Annotated in this window: 23 protein-coding genes; 5 read left to right on the top strand and 18 right to left on the bottom strand. The window is 61.3% G+C overall.

Annotated features, from left to right (window positions below):
• Window positions 1-2: 2 nt before the first annotated feature.
• The 16 genes from ACP2YP_RS11755 to ACP2YP_RS11680 all read right to left on the bottom strand — a co-directional run bounded on the left by ACP2YP_RS11755 (window position 3) and on the right by ACP2YP_RS11680 (window position 14466).
• Entirely contained in the window at window positions 3-392 is a 390-nt protein-coding gene (locus tag ACP2YP_RS11755; protein ID WP_426424286.1) for a hypothetical protein, read from the bottom strand.
• Between the two features lie 160 nt (window positions 393-552).
• Complete coding sequence (locus tag ACP2YP_RS11750; RefSeq protein WP_426424285.1) at window positions 553-1197, bottom strand: methyltransferase family protein; 645 nt, start codon at window positions 1195-1197, stop codon at window positions 553-555.
• A gap of 3 nt (window positions 1198-1200) precedes the next feature.
• Window positions 1201-2112, bottom strand: a complete 912-nt coding sequence (locus tag ACP2YP_RS11745; RefSeq protein WP_426424284.1) for a type II secretion system F family protein — start codon at window positions 2110-2112, stop codon at window positions 1201-1203.
• Window positions 2109-3035: a type II secretion system F family protein gene (locus ACP2YP_RS11740; protein WP_426424282.1), complete on the bottom strand. Its 927-nt coding sequence runs from the start codon at window positions 3033-3035 to the stop codon at window positions 2109-2111. Before ACP2YP_RS11740 ends, ACP2YP_RS11745 begins: the two co-directional genes overlap by 4 nt.
• Window positions 3035-4417, bottom strand: coding sequence for a CpaF family protein (locus ACP2YP_RS11735; RefSeq protein ID WP_426424281.1), 1383 nt, complete (start codon window positions 4415-4417; stop codon window positions 3035-3037). Before ACP2YP_RS11735 ends, ACP2YP_RS11740 begins: the two co-directional genes overlap by 1 nt.
• Window positions 4414-5619 (bottom strand): AAA family ATPase, encoded by a 1206-nt coding sequence (locus tag ACP2YP_RS11730; protein WP_426424279.1) that lies wholly within the window; start codon window positions 5617-5619, stop codon window positions 4414-4416. Before ACP2YP_RS11730 ends, ACP2YP_RS11735 begins: the two co-directional genes overlap by 4 nt.
• 10 nt (window positions 5620-5629) lie before the next feature.
• Entirely contained in the window at window positions 5630-6523 is an 894-nt protein-coding gene (gene cpaB / locus ACP2YP_RS11725; RefSeq protein WP_426424278.1) for a Flp pilus assembly protein CpaB, read from the bottom strand.
• A 1-nt stretch (window position 6524) separates the two neighbouring features.
• Entirely contained in the window at window positions 6525-7040 is a 516-nt protein-coding gene (locus ACP2YP_RS11720; RefSeq protein WP_426426111.1) for an A24 family peptidase, read from the bottom strand.
• A 107-nt stretch (window positions 7041-7147) separates the two neighbouring features.
• On the bottom strand, window positions 7148-7357 hold the full coding sequence (locus ACP2YP_RS11715) for a hypothetical protein (RefSeq protein WP_426424277.1): 210 nt from the start codon (window positions 7355-7357) through the stop codon (window positions 7148-7150).
• A gap of 86 nt (window positions 7358-7443) precedes the next feature.
• Entirely contained in the window at window positions 7444-7653 is a 210-nt protein-coding gene (locus tag ACP2YP_RS11710; RefSeq protein WP_426424276.1) for a hypothetical protein, read from the bottom strand.
• A gap of 266 nt (window positions 7654-7919) precedes the next feature.
• Window positions 7920-8807, bottom strand: a complete 888-nt coding sequence (locus tag ACP2YP_RS11705; protein ID WP_426424275.1) for a branched-chain amino acid aminotransferase — start codon at window positions 8805-8807, stop codon at window positions 7920-7922.
• A 28-nt stretch (window positions 8808-8835) separates the two neighbouring features.
• Window positions 8836-9696, bottom strand: a complete 861-nt coding sequence (locus ACP2YP_RS11700) for an acyl-CoA acyltransferase (protein WP_426424274.1) — start codon at window positions 9694-9696, stop codon at window positions 8836-8838.
• 11 nt (window positions 9697-9707) lie between these two features.
• Complete coding sequence (metA, locus tag ACP2YP_RS11695; protein ID WP_426424273.1) at window positions 9708-10868, bottom strand: homoserine O-succinyltransferase MetA; 1161 nt, start codon at window positions 10866-10868, stop codon at window positions 9708-9710.
• A 27-nt stretch (window positions 10869-10895) separates the two neighbouring features.
• Entirely contained in the window at window positions 10896-12170 is a 1275-nt protein-coding gene (locus ACP2YP_RS11690) for an O-acetylhomoserine aminocarboxypropyltransferase/cysteine synthase family protein (RefSeq protein WP_426426110.1), read from the bottom strand.
• Between the two features lie 83 nt (window positions 12171-12253).
• Complete coding sequence (locus ACP2YP_RS11685) at window positions 12254-13207, bottom strand: amino acid--[acyl-carrier-protein] ligase (protein ID WP_426424271.1); 954 nt, start codon at window positions 13205-13207, stop codon at window positions 12254-12256.
• Window positions 13208-13239: 32 nt separating this feature from the next.
• Window positions 13240-14466, bottom strand: coding sequence for an acyl-CoA dehydrogenase family protein (locus ACP2YP_RS11680; protein WP_426424270.1), 1227 nt, complete (start codon window positions 14464-14466; stop codon window positions 13240-13242).
• Between the two features lie 227 nt (window positions 14467-14693).
• Between ACP2YP_RS11680 and ACP2YP_RS11675 the strand changes: the two genes are divergently transcribed.
• Genes ACP2YP_RS11675 through ACP2YP_RS11655 form a run of 5 tightly spaced genes read left to right on the top strand, consistent with a single transcriptional unit; the run spans window position 14694 to window position 19222 of the window.
• Window positions 14694-14963 carry a phosphopantetheine-binding protein gene (locus ACP2YP_RS11675; RefSeq protein ID WP_426424269.1) on the top strand — a complete coding sequence of 90 codons (270 nt, stop codon included), beginning with the start codon at window positions 14694-14696 and terminating at the stop codon, window positions 14961-14963.
• A complete protein-coding gene (locus tag ACP2YP_RS11670) occupies window positions 14960-16852 on the top strand; it encodes a long-chain-acyl-CoA synthetase (RefSeq protein WP_426424268.1) in 1893 nt (630 codons plus the stop codon). Before ACP2YP_RS11675 ends, ACP2YP_RS11670 begins: the two co-directional genes overlap by 4 nt.
• A gap of 34 nt (window positions 16853-16886) precedes the next feature.
• Window positions 16887-17132, top strand: a complete 246-nt coding sequence (locus ACP2YP_RS11665) for an acyl carrier protein (RefSeq protein WP_426424267.1) — start codon at window positions 16887-16889, stop codon at window positions 17130-17132.
• Window positions 17119-18504: a class I adenylate-forming enzyme family protein gene (locus ACP2YP_RS11660; protein ID WP_426424266.1), complete on the top strand. Its 1386-nt coding sequence runs from the start codon at window positions 17119-17121 to the stop codon at window positions 18502-18504. The genes ACP2YP_RS11665 and ACP2YP_RS11660 overlap by 14 nt, the downstream gene beginning before the upstream one ends.
• Window positions 18497-19222, top strand: a complete 726-nt coding sequence (locus ACP2YP_RS11655) for an SDR family NAD(P)-dependent oxidoreductase (protein WP_426424265.1) — start codon at window positions 18497-18499, stop codon at window positions 19220-19222. Before ACP2YP_RS11660 ends, ACP2YP_RS11655 begins: the two co-directional genes overlap by 8 nt.
• 104 nt (window positions 19223-19326) lie before the next feature.
• Here ACP2YP_RS11655 and ACP2YP_RS11650 read toward each other — a convergent pair whose 3' ends face one another.
• Both ACP2YP_RS11650 and ACP2YP_RS11645 read right to left on the bottom strand, forming a co-directional pair.
• On the bottom strand, window positions 19327-19587 hold the full coding sequence (locus tag ACP2YP_RS11650; protein WP_426424263.1) for a hypothetical protein: 261 nt from the start codon (window positions 19585-19587) through the stop codon (window positions 19327-19329).
• A 364-nt stretch (window positions 19588-19951) separates the two neighbouring features.
• A complete protein-coding gene (locus ACP2YP_RS11645; protein ID WP_426424261.1) occupies window positions 19952-20620 on the bottom strand; it encodes a LuxR C-terminal-related transcriptional regulator in 669 nt (222 codons plus the stop codon).
• Between the last annotated feature and the right edge of the window lie 647 nt (window positions 20621-21267).

Genomic DNA, 21267 nt, shown 5'->3' with positions numbered 1-21267 from the left:
TCCTACTGAAACCGTTCTGCGTAAGACAATGTGAACGAACAAGGATCGGCGTTGCCACTTCGACACATCGCCGCGCTCAATACCAAGGGCGCGATGGTGACGGTCGTCGTGTACGTATAATGCTTGGGCGAATCAAAGTTGGTTGCGGAGCAGGCAGCCATGGAATCGCTGCAAACCACCTGGAGATTGTTGATGGGATAACCTGACACTGACGTGGGAAGCGTCGACTTCCAGCTCGACCAATTGGTAACGTCAGGTGGCGGGTTGTACTGGATCGTTTGCCCAAGGGCGCGCAATGCCTCCCATGCAGCTACGAACCGAAAGCCCGCGGCAGCAAGGTCGGCAAGCGGCAGCATCAGGCCCGTCCCCAGGATAAAGAACATGATCAGCATCTCGAACGCGACGGCGCCGCGCCGATCTGCAATGAAAATCGCTCTCCCGCGCGAGAGCCTATTTCGACAGGGCAAATGCAGCACGTTGGCACCTCAGTCAGTATCGGACCGGCGCAGATCACGACGAGCAACATATCGATCAGCAGCCATTTGCGGCCGCTCACCAAACATGAGGAATCAATCTCCAGCGCGACGCTTCGTAACGGGAATACTCAGGGCAATTGCGCCGAAGCAGGTCTTCTTCGTAAAGAATTCGGCAAACCTGGACGCCGATATGCAGGATCAGCACGATCACCGTGACCGATGACAGGTGTTGCAGCACGACGCCCAGCACCACGATTTCTTCCGACAAATAGAGCGGGTGCTTGATCCTTCGATAGGGACCGGTTTGCACCACCGATCGTGCCTGCGGCACCAGGCTGAACGCCCGCCCCAGGTGCCGGATCGTGACAAGCATCATGACCATGCCGATCAGCACGCAAGCGGTTGACAGCAGGTTTAGCGACGCCTGGTCGGTGGCGCCGAAAAAGCTGATCATCCATGGCAAATAGGAGCCGACGAACGCAGCTATTCGAGGCGGCAGGCCATCCGCTTGCGCCTTCGCCGGCGGCCGGGTCATGATCATCAGCGCCACGAGCACGTAGAAGATGGCAAGGCAAAAGCTCGACAAAAGCGATGGCCAGGGCTCGGTCAATGACCCAATTCTGACGGCGACACAAAGTGCCAGCAGCATGAACCACATGCTGCCAAACAGCTGCATCGTCCGCTCGTAAGACCAGTTTTTCGACAGGGCAACCGTGCTCATGGCTTACTTGCCCCCGATGCTGGAGAACGTACGCACGAGGTGCAGAAACGGACTTCCGCCCAGAATGACGAACATGGCTGGAAGCATGAACAACACCATCGGAATGGTCAGCTTGGCGCCCAGCTTGTGTGCTCTTTCTTCCAGATTGGTAATACGTTCTCGCCGAAGGTCGACAGCGATGCTGCGCAGCGCCTGGCTCAACGGCGTTCCATATTGCAGGCTTTGGCCAACCATGATGCCGAACCGGCGTAGTCCTTCGGACGTAGATGCCAGTTTCTCGAATGCCTCGGTGCGATTTGGCAATATGCGGAGATCATCAAGAAGGCCGCTTAAGACCCGGGTCATCGCAGGATTCGTCTGGTTCATTTCTTCTGCGACGCGTTCCAGCGCGCTCTCCAGACCCATTCCCGCCTCGCTGCAAACAACCAGCAAGTCGATCATGTCCGGCGTGCCCAGCCGAATGCCGGCATTGAATCGCCGCCTCATCACCAACAGGATCAGCCGCGGCCCTACAATTCCGATCACCACGCCAATGAGAGTGAAGATCAGCAGGTCAGTCAGAGACTTCCCAAGGAGCTGCGCAGCAAACAAGGCAGCGATCGGGAAAACGAACGTGCTGACTGTTTTGACACCGATCCAGATCGGCAAGGTTCGATGAGGATTGAAACCTGACGATTGAACGATTGTTCGGAGCTCCTCCAGATTTTCTGAAGAGTAAAAGCGCCGATACCGCTTGCCGAGCGATGAAAGCCAACCGGCCATGTCCCGGAAGGGCGCGGACTGGCCGGGAACGCCCATCACCGCGCTCGTCACCCGCATGTTCAGCGCACGAAGGTGCAGTTCGTGGATGATCAACACGAGAGTCGCAGTCGCAAGTGCTATGGCGAGGGCCACCAAACTGAGACCAAAGGTCATAGCTCTGTTTCCCTTCTGACCATCCAACGTATCACGAGGGACCCGATAATCACCGAGGCTGCTGCGTAAGCGAGGAGCCTGTTTCCGGTCGGATCGTAGAGCAGCAGATCGACCGTTTCCGGATTGATCGCGTAGAGTAACCCACCCACGATGACGGGCGAGACTGAAAGCGCGCGTGAGGAAAAGATCACTTCTCCAGCCAACGCTTTCGCGCGCGCGGCGAGCGCAACGCGCTGCCTCACAGTGTCTCCCAGAGTCTGCAAGGTTTCGGTCAAACTGCCTCCTGACTTCAGCTGGACCGCAAGTGTCACCGCGAAGATCCCATACTCGACCACTTGCGTTCGCCGATAGACGGCGTCTACGGCCTCCTCTGGAGGTCTCCCCATACTGATTTCGCTGCAAACGATGGCGAACTGTCCAGCTGTTGGTTGCGGCATCTCGCGAGCGATGGTTCGAAATGCTTCGTTCACGGGCAGCCCGGAGCGAACTGTACTTGTCACCAGCTGGATCGCGTCGGGTAGCTGTCGAAACAGTTGTTGGGCAAGCCGACGCCGCTGCCATCCGAACAGCCCCCGCACCACCATGACCGCCACAATTGCAGCCGCCGGATAGGCGTAAACGTCAGGAAAATGCAGCACAGTATTGGCATAAAGGATCGCGGCCGCTGCGGTCGCGCCGGCAAACAGCACGTATGCGGGGTGCCAGGCGTAATCCATCCCAACCTTGTAATCGACGATACGGTGGAGAAACTGCCACCGGGACTCGGCCTCCAACCGACGAATGGAGGGCAGGTCCGCCGAATGCGAAGCCGGCAGGGCCACTGCCAGCTGACGGTCGATGCGCCTTCCCCGCGCGTCGAGCCACAATGCCACGGCTGCCGCGTACAACAGGAGCACCAGGTCAATGATGGTCAACTCCGGCATTACAGTTGCCTCATGGCTTCGACCCAGGCTCGATCCAGCCCATAATAGGTGAGACGGCTCTTGAACTTCGGGATTGCGTTGGTGGACCGGTAGCTGCCCGATATCCGCCCGTGAACGTCTTCCTGCTCGTACTCGAACGCCGCGATGTCATTGGTGGTGATCACCTCGCCTTCCAGGCCGATCACCTCGCTGATTTGGATCACGCGACGCTGTCCATCCCGCATGCGCTCCACTTGCACGATGATATCCAGCGCAGCCACGATCTGAGATCGAATGGCCCGCAGCGGCAGATTCGGCTGTCCCATCTGCACCATGTTTTCAATACGCGTCAGCGCATCGCGGGCGGAGTTGGCATGCACCGTGGAGATCGAACCATCGTGGCCGGTGTTCATCGCCTGGAGCATGTCAAACGCCTCGGCTCCGCGCACCTCGCCTACGACAATCCGGTCAGGACGCATCCGCAGCGCATTCCACACCAGATCGCGCTGCGTCACCTGCCCCGTGCCTTCGAGGCTGGGAGGCCGGGTCTCCAGGCTGATCACGTGCGGCTGTTGAAGCTGCAACTCCGCTGCATCCTCGATGGTGACAATGCGCTCACTGTGATCGATGAATTGACTCATGGCGTTCAACAGCGTCGTCTTGCCGGACCCCGTACCGCCGGAGACCAGAACATTGAGCCGGGACCGGGCGGCAATTTCCATCAACTGTCCCATGGCCGCGGTCATTGAGCCGTTTGCGATCATGCCGGCCATGTCCAGGCGGCGACTTGGAAATTTTCGGATGGATATGCAGGGGCTATGGATCGCCAGCGGCGGGAAGATGATGTTGACCCGGCTTCCATCCGGCAAGCGGCAATCCACCATCGGACTGGATTCGTCGATCCGGCGTCCGACTTGTGCAGCAATTTTCTGCGCCACCGACGCGATGTGGCCATTGTCGCGGAATCGCACCGCGATCCGTTCCAGCTTGCCCTTTCGCTCGACATAAATGTTGCTCGGCCCGTTGACCATGATGTCGTTGATCGATTCGTCCAGCAGGAGCGGACGAAGCGGCCCGTAGCCGGTCATGTCGTCCGCCAGTTCGTCCGCCAGCTGAAATTGCTCGCGGCCCGACAGTTCGAGCCGCTCCTCGTTGGCGATTCCGTGGATGATCTCTTCGATCTGCCGCCGAAGAACGTCGCGCGAAACAGTTGCAGCCACCGATGGCTCGATCTGCTCGATGACGCGTTCGCGCAGCGACGCCAGCATCGCGGGCTGCTGAGTTGAAGGTTCGTCGCGCCTTGGCGTCGATGCAGCCAGGCTTGGTGCCGGTGCGGGCAAGCTTGGCGCCAATGCAGGCAAACGAGCCGGCGTATCGTCTTCGCGCCTACCAAATCTCTTCATAGCCCGAGCAGCCTCCTCAACCGTCCCTTCGGCTCGGCGCCCACGCCCGAGATCTCCCGTACAATCGGGGCGAGGTGACGTCGCAGTCCTGATACGTGTTTGAGAGCCGGAATTCCGAGATTGACTGCCTGGGTCATCCCTTTCCCGAGATCGGGAATCACCATGTCTGGTTCTGCGCCCAAAGCCTTGGCGATCGTGGCCCTGGGAAGGCCCCCGGGGCGACCGGCGCGATTGAGCAAGGTAAAGACCCGATCCTTGCCGGCGATGTTGGTGACGGCGGCGCGCAGTGCATGGGCATTGCGAAGTCCCGTCACCTCGGCTTCCAGCAGCACGAGCACATGGCGCGAGTGTGTGATCACCGGATGGAGGGACGGCGGAAACGGGACGGGCATATCGACGACAATGTAATTGAACCGCTGACGAAGCAGGCCCAGCACGTGCCTCACGCCCGCTTCGGTGATGTCCAGCTGCGCATCCAGGTCCTCATCGGCGGAAATCAGGCATACCCGTTCGTTGACATCGATTGCCGCGCGTTCAAGGAACAGCGTGTCCGCCCGCATCGGGTTTTCCAGAGCGATGCGCAGCCCTGGCCCTGGCCGAACGCCCAACATCACGGCTGTTTCGCCGCCTTGCAGATGAAGATCGAGCAGCGCGACCTTGGCCTTGGTGGTTTCGGCGAGTTGCAGTGCGAGATTGATCGCGACACTCGTCGCTCCCGCGCCCCCTTGCGCGCCGCAGATCGAGATCACGTGCCCGCCACGATCGGTCGGACCCGGCGCCACGTCGCCCAGCAGCTTCGGACGCAGCTGATCCAGCACGATGTCCCGCGTGAGCGGCCTCGGCAGATATTCCGTCAGGCCGATCTCCATGAGCTCGCGGTAGAAGGTGATCTCCCTGCTCTCGCCGATCAGAGCCACCTGGACGTCGGGTGGGCAGACACCGGCCAACCTTTCCAGTTCGGTGAACGGATCATCGATCCCACTGATATCAGCTACCACTGCGAACAGATCCGTATCGGTTTCGAGCATCCGTGTGGCATGGCGGATCGTGCCGCGCCTGATCGACAAGTTGGTGCCTTCGAGGCCCTTGCGCAGAGCTGCGGCACTAAGCTCGTCATTGACGAAACAGACGATCCGGTTGCGCGTGACGACGGATGTCGTTGCTTCGGCCGGCCCCACCTCTGCGATGTTGACGTTCACCATTGCCCCCTCCTTACCAACGAACGGCACTTTGTCGCGCAAATTCCGGCGAGACATCGCCACTCAACATGGTGCGCGCATTTCCTGTATCGTCTTTCCTGACCGAGTATTTCGTGCTGCCATTGCGGGCATAGACCACCACGGTGGTGTCCGAGTCGGCAACATCCTGTCGATCGACCGCGGATCGAACCGCCAGGGTGAGCTTGCCGAGCTGTGCTGCGACCGTAACTTTCTTGACCTGCTCTGGTGCGAGCTGCAGCGATACAGTATGCGCGACCTTTCCGACCGCCGCGTTGCCGGCCGGGCCGGCTTGCACGATCTCCTGGTCAATCGCGACAATGCGAACATTTTGAACGACGGTTTCGCTCAGCGTGCCATGCTGATGGTCTGGATTCTTGTTCTCGGCCGCCATCGCTGTCGTCGACTCCTGCGTCAACACGACGTCCACATAGTCACCCGGCCAGATCAGTCCAGAGACACCAGACGCCGCATCCACGTTGATGCTGACGGCACGGCTATCCGGTGCCAGGACGGTGGCGAGAAAACCCCGCTCGCGCGGGTGCAAGATGTCTTTTGATGTGACAGGACTACCGGTGTCGAGGAAGTTGCGAACCAGAGCTCCGCGAAGTCCGATCTTGACGTCGGCCGTATCAAGGAGTGCCCCTGCTGGAACGGCGTCCGACGACGGCACCGACCGCACTGTAAAATCGTCATCGCGAGCCAGCGTCCCCCTCGGTAGCGGGTGTGCCGCGACAAGGTATCCTACAGTGGGCGCCGGCGCCTTTTCCGTAACCTCCAGCACCGGGATCTGCGCCTTCGGCATGTTCATGTTGTAAGCAATGAGCCCGAGCGCAACAGTTGCGAGCAAGAACACGAAAATGATCGACAGACGCAGACTGGATGACATGTCAAAGTCCTCGGTTCAGAACGGTCAAAATGCCAGCGCACGCTATGGCGACTCCGTAGGGCAGCGGTGCACGCCGCAAATGGCGCCAACGCTCGATCGCGTAGACACGGCGTACGAATGACGAGCCGGCGGGTGCCAGCCTGGGATATGGCAAGAGGCGCATCATCAAATGCGCCAGGGCAAGAACGCCGCCGGCCATCGCGGTTACGGTCAACAACTGGATGACGCCTGTCAGCGGGAGGCCCATCGCCAAGGCAACCAGCAACTTGACGTCGCCGCCACCAATCCACCCCCGCTGATAAATCATGAACAGCAGCAAGAACAGGATCGCCGCCGCGATCAGGGATTCGACAAGTTGCATCGGGCTGACCAATTGACCGGCGATCCCGAGGAGCGCCAGCGCCAGGCAGATGTCATTTCGGATCAAGCGAGTCGCGACATCAATTGTTGCGACATACAGCAACAACAGGATTTCGAGAAACGAGGTTATGGGAACGATCCAACTCACGAAATGCAGCCTCAAGAAAAGCGAGCGCACATCAACACACTTAGAGTGGGGTCACATGAGAACTTTAAGAAGCGGGGGGGCACATTCCGATGCCCCTCCGGCGTCAGACAGCTTTATTACACGGCCGCAGTAAAAGCTGTGGTGATAGTGGTGATGCCGGTAGACAAGGCCGTCCCGATAGCACCACCGGCTCCCGTACCGAACGCAGCAGCTACTGCGCCGATGATACAAGCGGCGACGATGATGTACTCGAACGACACCACGCCGTCCTGATCGTCGCGCAGATTTTTCAAGGCCTCGGTGGTCTTGATGTAATAGTCCAACATCGGAGAATCCTTCTTGCAAGATGAACCACGACCAACCCTAAGCGGGAGGCATATTCCGATGCCCCCCTCCGGGTCAGATACCGTATTTATACGGCGGCGGTGAAAGCCGCGGTGATCTTGCCGATCCCGCCGGTCAGCGCCGTCGCGATGGCACCACCAGCTCCGGTACCGAACGCTGCAGACACTGCGCCGATGATGCAAGCCGCGACGATGATGTACTCGAACGACACAACGCCGTCCTGGTCCGTGCGCAGATGCTTCAACGCTTCCCTGGTCTCAATATAGTACTTCAACATAGGACAATCCCTTCTTTGGAGGTGACAGACATCGCAACCGTCGTTGGCAAAAACACCCTGCCGCCAACTGGATCGAGTTATAATGTCTGGCCCGAAGATTACGCGTGCTCCATAGAGTGGTAACGCGGATCAAAAGGAGTAATCCTCCCCTGCGTAAACCATCCGCTGACCGGGCATTCCGCACCTCGGACAGCGAGCGGCGCCGGCATGACCGATCGCCGGCCCTTCGCATGAAGCACGGACAGCAGCTGGCGGCACATCCCCTCTCACGCCGCAAGCTTCGCCTCGTGTGCGAAATCCCAATATAGCTTTCGCGCACGCGCATAAAAGCGCCCGGGCTTGAGTTGCCTGTCGTCGATCCGGATCACGGGCGCGACCTTGGCGAAGTTGCCGGTCGAAAAGATCTCGTCCGCGGCGACGAAATCGGCGTAGCGCAGCGTTGCCTCCAACACCGCGATGCCGTCTCCGCGCAAGAGTTCGATCACGCGCTGCCGCGTGATTCCGTTCAGGAAGGTACCATTTGGCGCCGGCGTATAGACAACGCCCGCTTTTGCCATGAACACGTTGGAATTGCCGAACTCAGCGACGTTACCGAGCATGTCCAGCATCAGGCAATTCTGGAAGCCGCGCGCGGCGGCCTCCTTGAGCGCACGGGAGCTGTTCGGGTAGAGACAGGAGGCCTTGACATCGGCCGGCGCGCATTCGGCGGTCGGTCTGCGGAACGGCGACATCGTAATCGCGCTGCCGACTGGCTCCGGGATCGGCGATTCGTAGATGCAAAGGCACCAGTCCGTCGTTTCCGGATCGAACAGCACGCCGCCGCCGATGCCGTTCTGGGGCCAGTACATCGGGCGGATATAGAGTTCGGCATTGGCCGGGAAACGGGCGATACCTTCACGCGCCAGTCCGAGCCACGCGTCGAGATCGACGACCGGTTTGAGCCCGAAGTTGACCGCAGATTGATTGACGCGGGCGCAATGACGATCGAGGTCGGGCGTAACGCCCTCAAAGGCGCGCCCGCCATCGAAGATGGTCGAGGCGAGCCAGAGTCCATGGGTGCGTGGCCCCATGATCGGCACGTTGCCCTCGTGCCACTCGCCTCGGAAGAATGTCCATGTCCTCGAATGGCTGACGGGCTTGGTGTCGGGAACCATGACGAACCTCCATTCTGGAACGACTGCGCTATGGCCCGTAGATCACCAGCTTAGAATCCGACAGATCGGCAAGCCGGGGGCAATGCGGACCCTTGAAGTACTTGCAGCCGATCGGCTCCCTGTAGAGGCCGACCAGGCCACTCACGGGGCCATTGGCGTCGAGTGCAATCGATATCCGGCCGCGCCGGAGCACGAAACGGCCGATGGCGCCGGCGCACACGACATAATCGGCCACATCGGGGCAATAAATCATCTGGAGCGCCGGCAGCCTGATGCGACCGACGTGCATCGACTGGAGGACGAACGGAAAGGCGAGGCCATCGGCGTCGCGGCATACCAGGCTGAGGCAGCCGTAGGCTGCATGACGTGCAAGCAGCGCGACGTCAGCTGCGGACAAGCCGTCGACCGCCTGCGCGTCCTGCCGCACGACCTCGACACGCATAGTCTTGACCGGACGCGACAGCGCTGGAAAGGAGAAGAACAAGCCGCCGCAATAGCGGCGGAATCCCTGCGCCTCGATAGCTTTCCAAGTCCATTGCGCCGGACTGATATTGACGTAGGTGACGTCGTTGTGGCGCTGCGCGACCTTGGTCAGCATCGGTGCGTAGCTGCGAAACGCAGGCTCTACATACCAGCTGGAGAGATTGCAGCGGATGGAGGTGCAGCCGCCATCGTTCCGTGCGGTGTGGATCAACAGCAGAGCGCCGACGGGCCTGCGGTCATGCTCGAGCATGTAGCCGAAGCGCGGGAAACTGTCGGGCGTCTCGCGCACGGACAAGCGCCGGAGTCCGTCGATCCAGTAGTCGCTTGAGCGGATCGGAAAGCCGCGTGTGAGAAGATCGGCGATGGCGCCAAGATCGGCTGTTCCTATCTCGCGGCATCGGATCATGGTCCGAACTCTCACTCATAATATCCGAGCCGCTTCTTGTTCTTGGTCAGGTTTAGCAAGCGCGCCAGGCGTGCGGATCGAGCGGCAACCAGCTTGCGTCCATGGCGACGCGCCGGAATTCCGGCTGCGGAGAGAGCCACTTCTCGCGCGCCCGACGGCTTTGAGCGCCCAGCTCGCTGCGACACCATGTACAACAACCAGTTGCGGTAGATGCGTTTGGCCGGCTGATGCCAGACGTTGCTCAGATCCTTCGCCGCCTGATCGGCTGGAAAGTCGGCGAACAGCTCCGGGCGCCTGTCGGAAAGGGCTTTCTGTCGGAAAGCGATCAGCATCTCTTCCGCCTTCTCGTCCAGATACCCACTCGGTATCGTCGGACAGACTTCGTTCTCTCCGCGGAGGAAGCGACCCATATCTCTCCTGTACTCGCCCAACAGGGTCCGGGTTTCGTATTCCGGGTGGCCCTGGAAATGGACGAAAAGGCTCTTCTTCTGCTGCTTGACGAAGCAGTCGACCCCAGCCTCCGCCGACCAGGTGAGAACCGAATATCCGCAGTTCGAGAGATCCTCCTCCTGCACCTCGTTCCACCGGGCATGCGGCATTCGGAAGGCCCTCGGCACATCTTGCATCAAGGGATGAAGACTCGTCTTCGTTTGAGCGAAGACGCCGAAGCATTTGGTAGGCAGCTTGTGGCGCGCCACGCCGTCCATGTGCAGGACGGCTCCATGGACGGCCAGACAGGAAAACACCGACGACACGGTATTTTCCCTGGCCCAGTCGGCGATCTCGGCGAAGGTGGTCCAGTATGGCTCTTCCGTCAGACTGGCGGCTCTCGGCTCGGCACCGGTCACGATCACTCCATCCAGGCTCCTGTTCAGCAGATCGTCGATGCCGCGGTAGTATCGACGCACGTAATCCCGCCCCCATTCCGAACGGGGGGTCGCCTCCATCGAATAGAAATGCAGCCTGACGAGAAGTCGTCCGGCCGCCGCATCGAGCAGGTCGAAGAGCTGGCGCTCGGTCGACATCAAGGCAGAATCCGACATGTTGTTGATGAGCCCGATGTCGAGGCACTCCACCCGTTTTCCCGATGACACCATTGCGCAAGTGCCTCCGCTCGGTACTCTCGAGAAGAGGTGGTGCTCGTATGAATCTATGTCGACTAGGACAGCCATCCGAATACCTTCATCGTTGACGTAACATCAATTCGCCGCACGGAGGGCCTGATCAAGATCTGCGACGATGTCGTCGATGTGCTCGATTCCAACGCTCAGCCTGATCATCTCGGGCCGCACGCCGGCTTTGTCCTGTTCTTTGGGCGACATCTGCCGGTGCGTTGTCGATGCGGGATGGCAGGCGAGCGTTTTCGCGTCGCCAATATTGACCAGTCGCTTGCAGAGCTTGAGCGTGTCGTAGAACCGCTTGCCCGCCTCGAAGCCGCCAGCCAGGCCAAACGTCAGCAGCGAACACGCCCGGCCACCCAGATACTTCTGTGTCAGCGCGTAATAGGGGCTGTCCTGAAAGCCCGCATAATTCACCCACCCGACACCGCGGTCATTGCGCAAGAACCGCGCGACCTTCTCGCCATTCTCGACGTGCCGCTCGACCCGCAGCGCGACGGTCTCAATGCCTTGGAGCAGCAGGAAGGCGTTCATCGGCGCCAGGACGGCGCCGGTGGTCCTCTGGGAGACGGCGCGGCAACGCGCAATATAGGCGGCGGCCCCGTAGCGCTCGGTGAAGACCAGTCCGTGGTACGATTTCTCCGGCTCGTTCATCATCGGGAAACGGCGGCGATGCTCCGCCCACGGGAACCTGCCGCTGTCGACGATAATTCCACCGAGCGTGGTGCCATGCCCGCCCATGAATTTCGTCAGCGACTCCACGACAATGTCCGCGCCATATTCGATCGGCCGGAGCAGGATCGGCGTCGGCACCGTATTGTCGACGATCAGCGGGACGCCGTGCCGGTGCGCGACGTCGGCCATCGCTTCGATGTCGCAGACGTTTCCGGCCGGATTCCCGACGCTCTCGCAGAACACCGCCCGCGTATCGTCGTCGATCAGTCTTTCGACGCTCGCCGGCCGGTCGTCGTCCGAAAACCGAACCGTAATGCCCTGCCTCGGCAGGATGTACGCGAACAGCGTATGCGTGGTTCCGTAGAGCTGCGGGACCGAGACAATATTGGTGCCCATCTCCGCGATATTGATTACCGCATAGTTCACCGCGGCCTGACCACAGGCCACGCTGAGTGCATCGATGCCTCCTTCCAGGGCGGCGACGCGACTCTCAAGCACCGCATTGGTCGGATTGCCGATCCGCGTGTAGCGGAAGCCGTCCACTTCGAGGTTGAAGAGCGCGGCTCCATGGTCGGCGCTGTCGAATGCGTACGAGGCGGTCTGATAGATCGGCACGGCGACGGCCTTGGTGACCGGATCGTCCTTGAAGCCACCGTGGACGGCGATGGTCTCTCTTCTCATGGAAGAGGGTCCTCCGACTTTTCGATCCCGGGCGATCTCGGGATGTCCCTGGCGCATCGCACGTCCTCCAATTCCAGCGCCGCCTACCGGCCGTTCCGCGGGAAACCGAGCAGGTCCCGCACCGCGATCGGCCAGCGGGTCGTATTTCCGCCGTGGGTGTGGAACATGGCGACCGCGAGACGGTCCATTCCGAACGCCACGCAGGCGGTATGGGCCGGCTCGCCGGCCGCATCCACGATGCCCCAGGCGGCACCGAAATGTTCGCGATGATAGTTGAAGCTCATGCAGGCAGTCGGCTGCTCCTCGGAGCGCAGAGGCACGAGCAGTTCGAATTTCAGCGACAGTTGCTTCTGGCTCAGGGCCATCATCTGGCCGACCCGACCGAAGAACGGATCGCTGGCGTAGTCGATCCTGAAGGTCAGCCCGAGATCGCGAGCGATCTCCTGTGCCCGCTCGATCCAGCGCTCCCGGAACGTGAAGGCCTGATCAGGGCTGCCGATGCAGACAAATTCACGCATCCTGAAGGACTGCAGCCGATCGAGATGGTGCGAGGGCTCGCGGCGGAAGCAATCGGCGGCTACGTCGAAACGCCAACCGCCTGCGGGTACGGGACCGCGACTCGCTGCGATCGGATAGACCGGATAGCAGGCTGCTGGCGACAGCACGAGGTCGGCCGGTGAAAGCGACTGCGTCCAGTCGCCGCCGGCCTCAAAGCGGCTGACCGCGGCGTGGATCTCGCTATCCGTACCGTGCAGGCCGCAAACGCAACCCAGGAGGTTCGGAAAGCTTTTCAGATAGCCCGACCTCTCAAGCTGCGCGCGATTCATGACGGGGGGGAAGCGCATCACCTCGGTGTCCGCTTCGCGATGCCGCGAGATCAGGACCGCAAGCCGCTCTACGACGTCTTCATAGAGCGCGGTACGACCATAGACCCCCGGGGAACCCATCTCGTGGAACAGCAAATCGGTAAGATGGTCCAGCGCATCGGACGGACGCGAAGCGGATTCCGGCGGTGTTGCAAACTTGGCTACGTTCATATCGAGCCCCATTTCCTTTCGAGGACCAAATATCAATCGCGCAGGGACTCCGGGACGGCGCTCATCAGCGTAGCGGTACCTATGCTGGCGAGGATGCGATCATTGTTGATCATGATCGGAGCGGAAAGCACGTCGCGCAGGTGGCGACCGATGCTTACGTCGGTATCGTTGCGGTAACCGGACAGGCCGCAGGCGCGCATTGCGTGCATAACAGCGGCGACCGCGAGCTCGGAGGCCTCCACCTTGAGAAGATTGATCGAGGACTGGAAATCGACGGACGACAGCGCGCGCTCATCGCGTTCGCGAGCTTCATAGAACTGGAGATTCGCGGCGATGATGGCGCGCAGTTTCGTCAGCGTCATTTTGGCGGCGGTGAAATGAGCCGCGCCGGGAGGCATATTGCCGCCCGCCCCGCGGGCGGCCTTGCGGATGAAGAGCTGCGCTCGGTCCGCCGCCGCAGCCGCGATCCCCGCCCAGACCGAGGACCAGCACAGGTGGGCGACGGGCGTCATTGTCAGGGCATGGATCCTTTCGTAGGCCACGGGGAATATCTGATCCGCAGCGCCTCTGAAATTCAGCTTGAACCCGGCGCTGCAGGTCCCACGCATGCCAAGGGTCTCCCATGCGAGAGTGGGTTCCAGCGTATAGTCGTCGCGGGTGATAGCCAGGAGCACCTGATCGGATCCGGCGGCAGAGTCGGAGCGGCGGGCGACGGTGACGATGCCGTCCGCCTCGGCGCCGTACGAAATCACCGTCGCGTCGCGCACCAGCGAAATCTCGGCGCCAGCGCGCTCCACCGCGGCCGAGCTGAACCGTATGTTTCCGCCGTTCTGGCCTTCCGTGGTAGACGATGCCAGCAGCAGCTGTTCGGCAGCCACGCGGCGCATGAGACTTTCGTGCCAGCCGCTGCCCGCGCCGTGGCGGACCAGACACGCGATCTTGGTCTGATGCATCGCGAAGATCATCCCGACCGAGGCGCAGGCGCGGCCGAGCGCGTAACACATATCGGTCACTTCGGAGATAGATGCACCGTCTCCGCCGAACTCGATCGGAATCTGAGCGCCCAGAAGTCTCTCCTTGCGCGCCGCGTCGATCGCCTTCCGCGGGAAGCGCGCCTCGCGATCGACCGCCTCAGCCTCCGTCGCAGCGACCTCCGCGACACTTGCCGTCCGATGCCGGAACGAGGAGCCGTCGGGAGAGAACGTTACTCGGCCACTTTCCGTGGCGATGTCGCGGAACTGGACTTCCTGCACACTCATGGCCCAAAGCCTCGCATTTTACGGTTGGACGACGCAGGTCGAGATGAATTCCGCCTAAAATTGACAACTAGCCCACTTCCCAGGCTGCGTCGTTGGCGCAAAAGTGGATGTCAAGGAGCTTCCACTCCCGAGCGAGGTACCTCGGAAGCGGAGCTATTGACGGGAAGAGCAGTTGGGTATCGTCGCCCCGATTGTGATCACGCGCGATCACGGCGAGGGCCGTTGAGATGCATAACTTTACCGTCAACGTTCAGAACCGTGTTCTAACCGTCGTCAGGAGCGTCCTCCAGCAGAACGCGATCACCGCCGATGTCCACCCGGAGTCGCGGCTGGTGGATATCGGGCTGAGCTCTATGGGCATGGTCGAGCTGATGCTCAAGGTTGAGGCCGAGTTCGATCTGATCCTTCCCCAACTCGCAATCACGCCCGAAAATTTTCAATCGGTGAAGGCGATGGAGCGGATGATCCTCGACCAGCTCGGACCCGGCTCGAGATGAAGCCAGTTGAACAGAGATGCTGCTTCGACAACGAAGCGGATGTCGATCCAACCCAACTGCTTAATCAGGTCGTGAAGACGGCCGTGATCCAGCGGGCGACCAGACGCGACGCGCCGCAGCGCGGACGCTCGGCTGCCAAGACCTGGCTGCAAGCCCTCGCGCTAACGGCGCGGCTCGAAGCCCGGCCGCATCGGTTGTTCGCCGACATCGTGGAAGAATGGGCACAGCGTCAGCCCGACCGACCTGCCTTGCTCTCGGACGGCCAATCGTTCACCTATGGAGAACTCACCGCCCGGATCAACCGGTATGCGCGCTGGGCGCGCAGCCTCGGCCTCCATGCCGGCCGCACCGTCTGTCTGCTGATGCCGAACCGGCCGGACTACCTCGCCTGCTGGCTCGGCATCAGCAGGGTCGGCGCAACGGTGGCACTGATCAATACCAGCCTGGTCGGCCGGTCGCTCGCCCACTGCATCGACGTCGCGCATGCCGATCACGTCATCCTTGCTGCCGATTGCGTGGATGCGTTCGAGTCCGCACGTCAGTACCTGCACCGCGTGCCGCAAAGCTGGCGCCTTGGCACCAGCGACCCAAGCGGCAATCTGGACGCGACGCTCGCCGCCTTCGAGGCACGCCCGCTGTCCTCCGCCGAACGCGGCGACGTCACGGTCGATGGACGCGCGCTCCTCATCTACACCTCGGGCACCACGGGGCTACCGAAGGCGGCGAACGTCAGTCATCGCCGCATTCTAAGCTGGGGCGGATGGTTTGCCGGACTGACGGACGCGTCCACCAACGATCGTCTCTACGATTGCCTGCCGCTTCATCACTCCGTGGGCGGCGTTGCAGCTCCTTGCAGCATGCTCTGCGCGGGCGGCTCGGTCGTGATTGCAGAGAAATTCTCCGCTGGCAGCTTCTGGGACGACATCGCGCGTTTCGACTGCACCGTCTTCCAATATATTGGCGAGCTCTGCCGCTATCTGCTGAAGGCGCCGGCATCTGAACGGGAGGCGCGACACGGGCTGCGGCTGGCTGTCGGCAATGGATTGCGCGGCGACATCTGGGAGATGTTCGCCACCCGGTTCGAGATTCCGCAGATCCTCGAATTCTATGCCGCAACGGAAGGCAATTTTTCGCTGTTCAACGTCGAAGGAAAACCCGGCGCGATCGGCCGTATCCCGCCGGTGCTGGCGCATCGCTTTCCCGCCTCGATCGTCAAGGTGGATGCCGACAGCGGCAACCCACTCCGCAGCGACGCCGGGCTCTGCATCGCCTGCGAACCTGGCGAGACCGGCGAGGCGGTCGGGCGTATCAGCAGTGCCGATCGCGGCGGCGTACCTTTCGAGGGCTACACGGATCGCGCCGAGACCGCGAAGAAGATTCTGCGCGACGTCTTTGCTGAAGGCGATGCCTGGTTCCGCACCGGCGATCTGATGCTGCGCGATCAGCAGGGCTATTTGTACTTCGTCGACCGTGTCGGCGACACCTTCCGCTGGAAGGGCGAGAACGTCGCGACCAGCGAAGTAAACGACGCAATAAGGGACTGTCTCGGCGTTCTCGACGCTTCGACCTATGGCGTTGCCGTTTCCGGGGCCGATGGCCGCGCCGGCATGGCGGCCCTGGTGGTGGATCGACGTTTCGATTTCGGGATATTCAGAGAACACGTTTCGTATCGGCTTCCGCGCTATGCAGTTCCAGCCTTTGTCAGGCTGTGCCGGGAGCTCGATGCGACCGACACTTTCAAGCAAAAGAAGCAGCGGCTGATCCGCGAAGGATTTGATCCTTCGGTGGTGGGCGATCCGCTGTTCGTGCGCGATCCGGCGACCGGCGACTATCGTTCGATCGACCGGACGGTCTACGCACGCATCGTTGCGGGCGAAATCAGGCTCTAGCATCGGCTCGGAAAGCCGAGATGTGAGGTGTACCATGACGGTCAAGTCGAAGATTTTCTCCGCGATGAAGCAGATCGCCGAGGAGCAGAAGGTCACCCTTCCGCCGCTTGAGGACGATCTGTCACTGAACGAAACCGGGTTCGACTCGCTGGCATTCGCCATCCTGGTTGCGCGGCTGGAGGACGAGCTCGGTATCGATCCATTCACCGTCGCCGAGGACGCAGCTTTCCCGTCTACCCTCGGTGAGTTTGTCAGAGCCTACGAGAATGTCCCCGCCTGACATCATCGCGCTGCGCCAGTATCTCGGGCAGGAGCCGAAGAACCGCACGATTTCCGATGCCCGGCACGTTGTATCGCTGACGGACATTGTCCAGCACAGCTGCTTGACTGGCAGATCCTGCGAGCTGTCCGGCCGCTCGGTACTGCTTGCGACGTCCGGACAGCTGCTGTCCGCGCTTGCAATGATCGAGCTCGACGGCGTCGCGCGCCGCATGCTTCTATGCCCGCCCGACCTCGATTGGGATCGCCTAGAGGTCCTGCTCGAGCAGGCCGGGATCGATACCATCGTCACCGATCGGCCGTTACACCGATGTAGTGCTGGCAAGTACAACATTATCGGCATCGACCTACCCGAACAGAGGATCGCGGGATGGGCGGCCGACCGTGCGACCGAATGGCTGATGCTGACCTCGGGAACGTCGGGACTGCCGAAGATTGTCCGGCATACGCTCGATGGGCTCGCCGGCGCGATCATCGCCGACGGGCCTGCGCGCTACCGGAACGCAACCTGGGCGACGTTCTACGACATCCGTCGCTACGGCGGCCTGCAAATCTTCCTGCGGGCCTTGATCGGCGGCGGATCGATGGTGCTTTCCGACCCCGGGGAAGCCATCGCGGCCCATGTGGCGCGGCTGCGCACCGGCGGCGTCACCCACATTTCCGGGACGCCGTCGCACTGGCGCAAGCTCCTGATGAGCGGCGCGGCCGCCGACTTCTCGCCGCACTATGTCCGCCTTTCGGGCGAAATTGCTGACCAGGCCGCGCTCGATGGCCTCGCCCGCGCATTTCCGCACGCGTCGATCGGCCACGCCTATGCCTCGACCGAGGCCGGTGTCGGTTTCAGTGTCGACGACGGGCGCGAGGGTTTTCCGGCCCAATTAATCGGTCGGAATCGCGACGGCGTCGAGATGAAGGTGGTCGACGGCTCGCTGCGGATCCGTTCCGAGCGCACTGCGCGCGCCTATGTCGGCGCCGATGCGCCGCCGCTCGCCGACGCCGACGGGTTCGTCGATACCGGCGATATGGTCGAGCGGCGCGGCGAACGATACCACTTCGTCGGCCGGCGCGGCGGCATCATCAACATCGGCGGATTGAAGGTGCATCCGGAGGAGGTGGAGGCTGCGATCAACCGGCACGCCTCCGTCCAGATGTCGCGGGCGCGATCGCGCAGGAGCCCGATCACCGGTGCCATTGTGGTCGCCGATGTCGTCCTCGCCGACGGCACCGATTCGGAGCGCCACGAGACGATCCGCGCGGAGATTCTCAGCCAGTGCAAGGACTGCCTGGCAGCATGGAAAGTGCCTGCGGTGATCCGCTTCGTCGACCGGCTCGACGTCACGGCAGCGGGCAAACTGGTGCGCACCGATGCGTAACGTCCTCGTCACCGGCGGCAGCCGCGGTATCGGTCTTGCCATTGCGCGCAGGCTCGCCGCGTCCGGCGACTATAATGTGGTCGCGGTCGCGCGCCGCGAGAGCGAGGAGCTCGCGGCTGCAATCCGCGAAGCGCAACGGCGCCTGCATTTCCGCGCCTGCGACCTTGCGGTGACCAATGCGATCCCGGTCTTCGCAAAATCGATCCGCGACGAATTCGGCGCGATCTATGGCCTCGTCAACAATGCCGGGATTGGTCCCGACGGGCTGCTGGCGACCATGCACAATTCCGATATCGAGGCCTTGATTCGCCTGAACGTATTGTCGCCGATGATCCTGACCAAATACGTGGCGCGCCATATGATGGCGGACGGCGCGGGGCGGATCGTCAACATTTCCTCTATCGTCGCCTCGACCGGCCACAGCGGCTTGTCCGTGTATGCCGCGTCCAAGGCCGCCATTGTTGGCTTCACCCGCTCGCTGGCCCGCGAAGTCGGCAGGGTCGGCATCACCGTCAATGCGATCGCGCCCGGCTTCATCGATACGGAATTGACCAGGTCCTTGGACGACGGAGGCCGTCGGCGTGTCGCTAGCCGCAGCGCATTGCGCCACCTGCCCGAAGCCGACGACGTCGCTTCCATGGTCGAATATCTTCTCGGCGAGGGCGGCCGGAACATCACCGGCACCGTGGTGACGGTCGACGCCGGTAGCACAGCCTGACCGCTGGAACTCGCCCGAACTCGAGCCTTAGGGCCGCGTCGATTGTGCGGCCTCCTCGGATCAAAACTACTCGAAGTCGACGTAGCTTGACCAGGCCGTGTACTTCATTTCAGCGACAGCCCCTTCAGGTACTCAAGCATCGTATCGCAGGCCTTCTCAGCCTCCGCGAAGGTTGCAAACGCCGAGCCGCCAATCTTGATCGCGCCGTTACTCCGATAGAGCGGCCGCCACGACGCCACATAGCCGGCACGTCCATGAAAGCCGGCACCAGCAGGGGTCTCATACGTGATTACAAAGGAAAAGCCGTCGCCGGTCGCGCTCCAAATTTCCATGTCCACGACGGCACGGTGAAACTGAAGGGACATCAGGATGCGCCCGCATACGCGCTGTCGGCTCAACCGCGGAGTTTAGTCCTGTTGGCAGGCCGTCTGTGGAGAAACGGCCCTGACCGTAGGGGGCAGCAGGGAGGGCCAGGGCCGCAACTCCAGATGTGCCGAGATCCAGTCGGCACATCTCTGCGATCGCATCTGGAGCCGTTCGCTATCGCCCGCGACTTCGTTCTACCAGACAACGGGCAAACCGCGATGGACCCAGAGCTGCAGATGACCAGTAAATATCACTTCCATCCCGATGCGTTGGCTGCGATTTTGGATCAGCCGCCTGCCCCGAGGGACTACCCCACCAAGAATGGCCGCGTAAGATTTTCTCAGCGCCCTCTACTTGCTGGCCTCAATCAGGAATGCGGGCCTTCTCCCGCGGGACAGTCGCGCGATCATGTTGCGAGATGGCGAGGGCCGCGAGCACCGTCCGATTGCTGATTTCGAGCTTTTGAAAGATGTTGTGCAGGTGCACCTTGATGGTGCCGTCGGCGAGGTTCAACCGCCGCCCGATTTCCTTGTTCGACAATCCTTCGGAGACCAGACGCATGATCTGACGCTCGCGGTCTGTCAGCGCCGTCAGCGCGTTCTCCGAATTCGTGCCCTGCTCGTGCGGCTCGATCGCCTTGGATGGGACCGACGGCAGCAGGTTTTGATTATTGGCGACGTGCCGCAGGGACTGCACCAGCGCTTCGGGCTCCGAGTCTTTCAGGACGATGCTACAGGTCACGGGCGTCGCCGCGAGCACCAGTTCGCAATCCTCACTCGCGGCGAAAAACACCACATGCGTCGAACGATTTTCTGAATTGACGGTCGAAAGAATTTTCAGCGCGCCGAGCTCGGGCATAGCGGGATCGACAATCGCGATATCGGGCGCCAGGTTCCGGATCGCCTCGATGCAGCTCGCAGCGTCGCTGCAAGATGCGACAATATTGAAATCCGCTACAGCACCAAGCACGTTGCTCAGGCCCTGCAATACCACCGGATGCCGGTCTGCAATGACTACATTAGTACGTCGCATCGGGCGCTCCTCAGCGTGTCGCCCCCAAAAGAAAAACTCCGTGTCCCCGCCACTATTTCACCGCTATCGATAGAATCATCCGAAAGTCCGAAGAATACAAGCCATTTGATGTCGCGGCGCAATACTTAGAGGTTAATGGGCGCACAGGTCTGCTCGCTTCCCGACTCTCATCCGGCAATTAGGCGGGCAAACACCCCGTAAGACTCCGGTGATCACCGCGCCGACCTCCGTTGCGAACGGGCCGGATAACCGCGAAATCCTCAACAGCGCATACTTTCGATATTTCCGCAACGCTCGATATGCACCGCGCTGTTAACTCGCTTGCAGAATGTGTTCGCGCAGACGTAGCACCGACGAACAAAAGCTCCGACAGGTTATTCAACGTTGAATTAACATCGCGACCTAATTCACGCAGAGACTGCGCCAGAAGCGGTTTTCAGGCACCGTAGTCATACGGAAGCATGCACGCCCGTCCCTATAACGAACGATATATAGGGCGATCGGATATTCGCATCTAACATTCATAGATACTTAAGCAATATGGAGCGATCGCCGGACAACGTTCGGCCAAGGACAAAAGAGGAGGATCGCGATCGAAGTACCTCGATATTTCTGAAGACTACAGGCGGAGCGAGAACGACCAATCT

Origin of the sequence: Bradyrhizobium genosp. A (genome assembly GCF_049949275.1) — a bacterium.
In the GTDB taxonomy this organism is placed as follows: Bacteria; Pseudomonadota; Alphaproteobacteria; order Rhizobiales; family Xanthobacteraceae; genus Bradyrhizobium.
The sequence above is the reverse complement of the archived record's forward strand: the minus strand, read 5'-3'. Positions and strand labels throughout refer to the sequence as shown.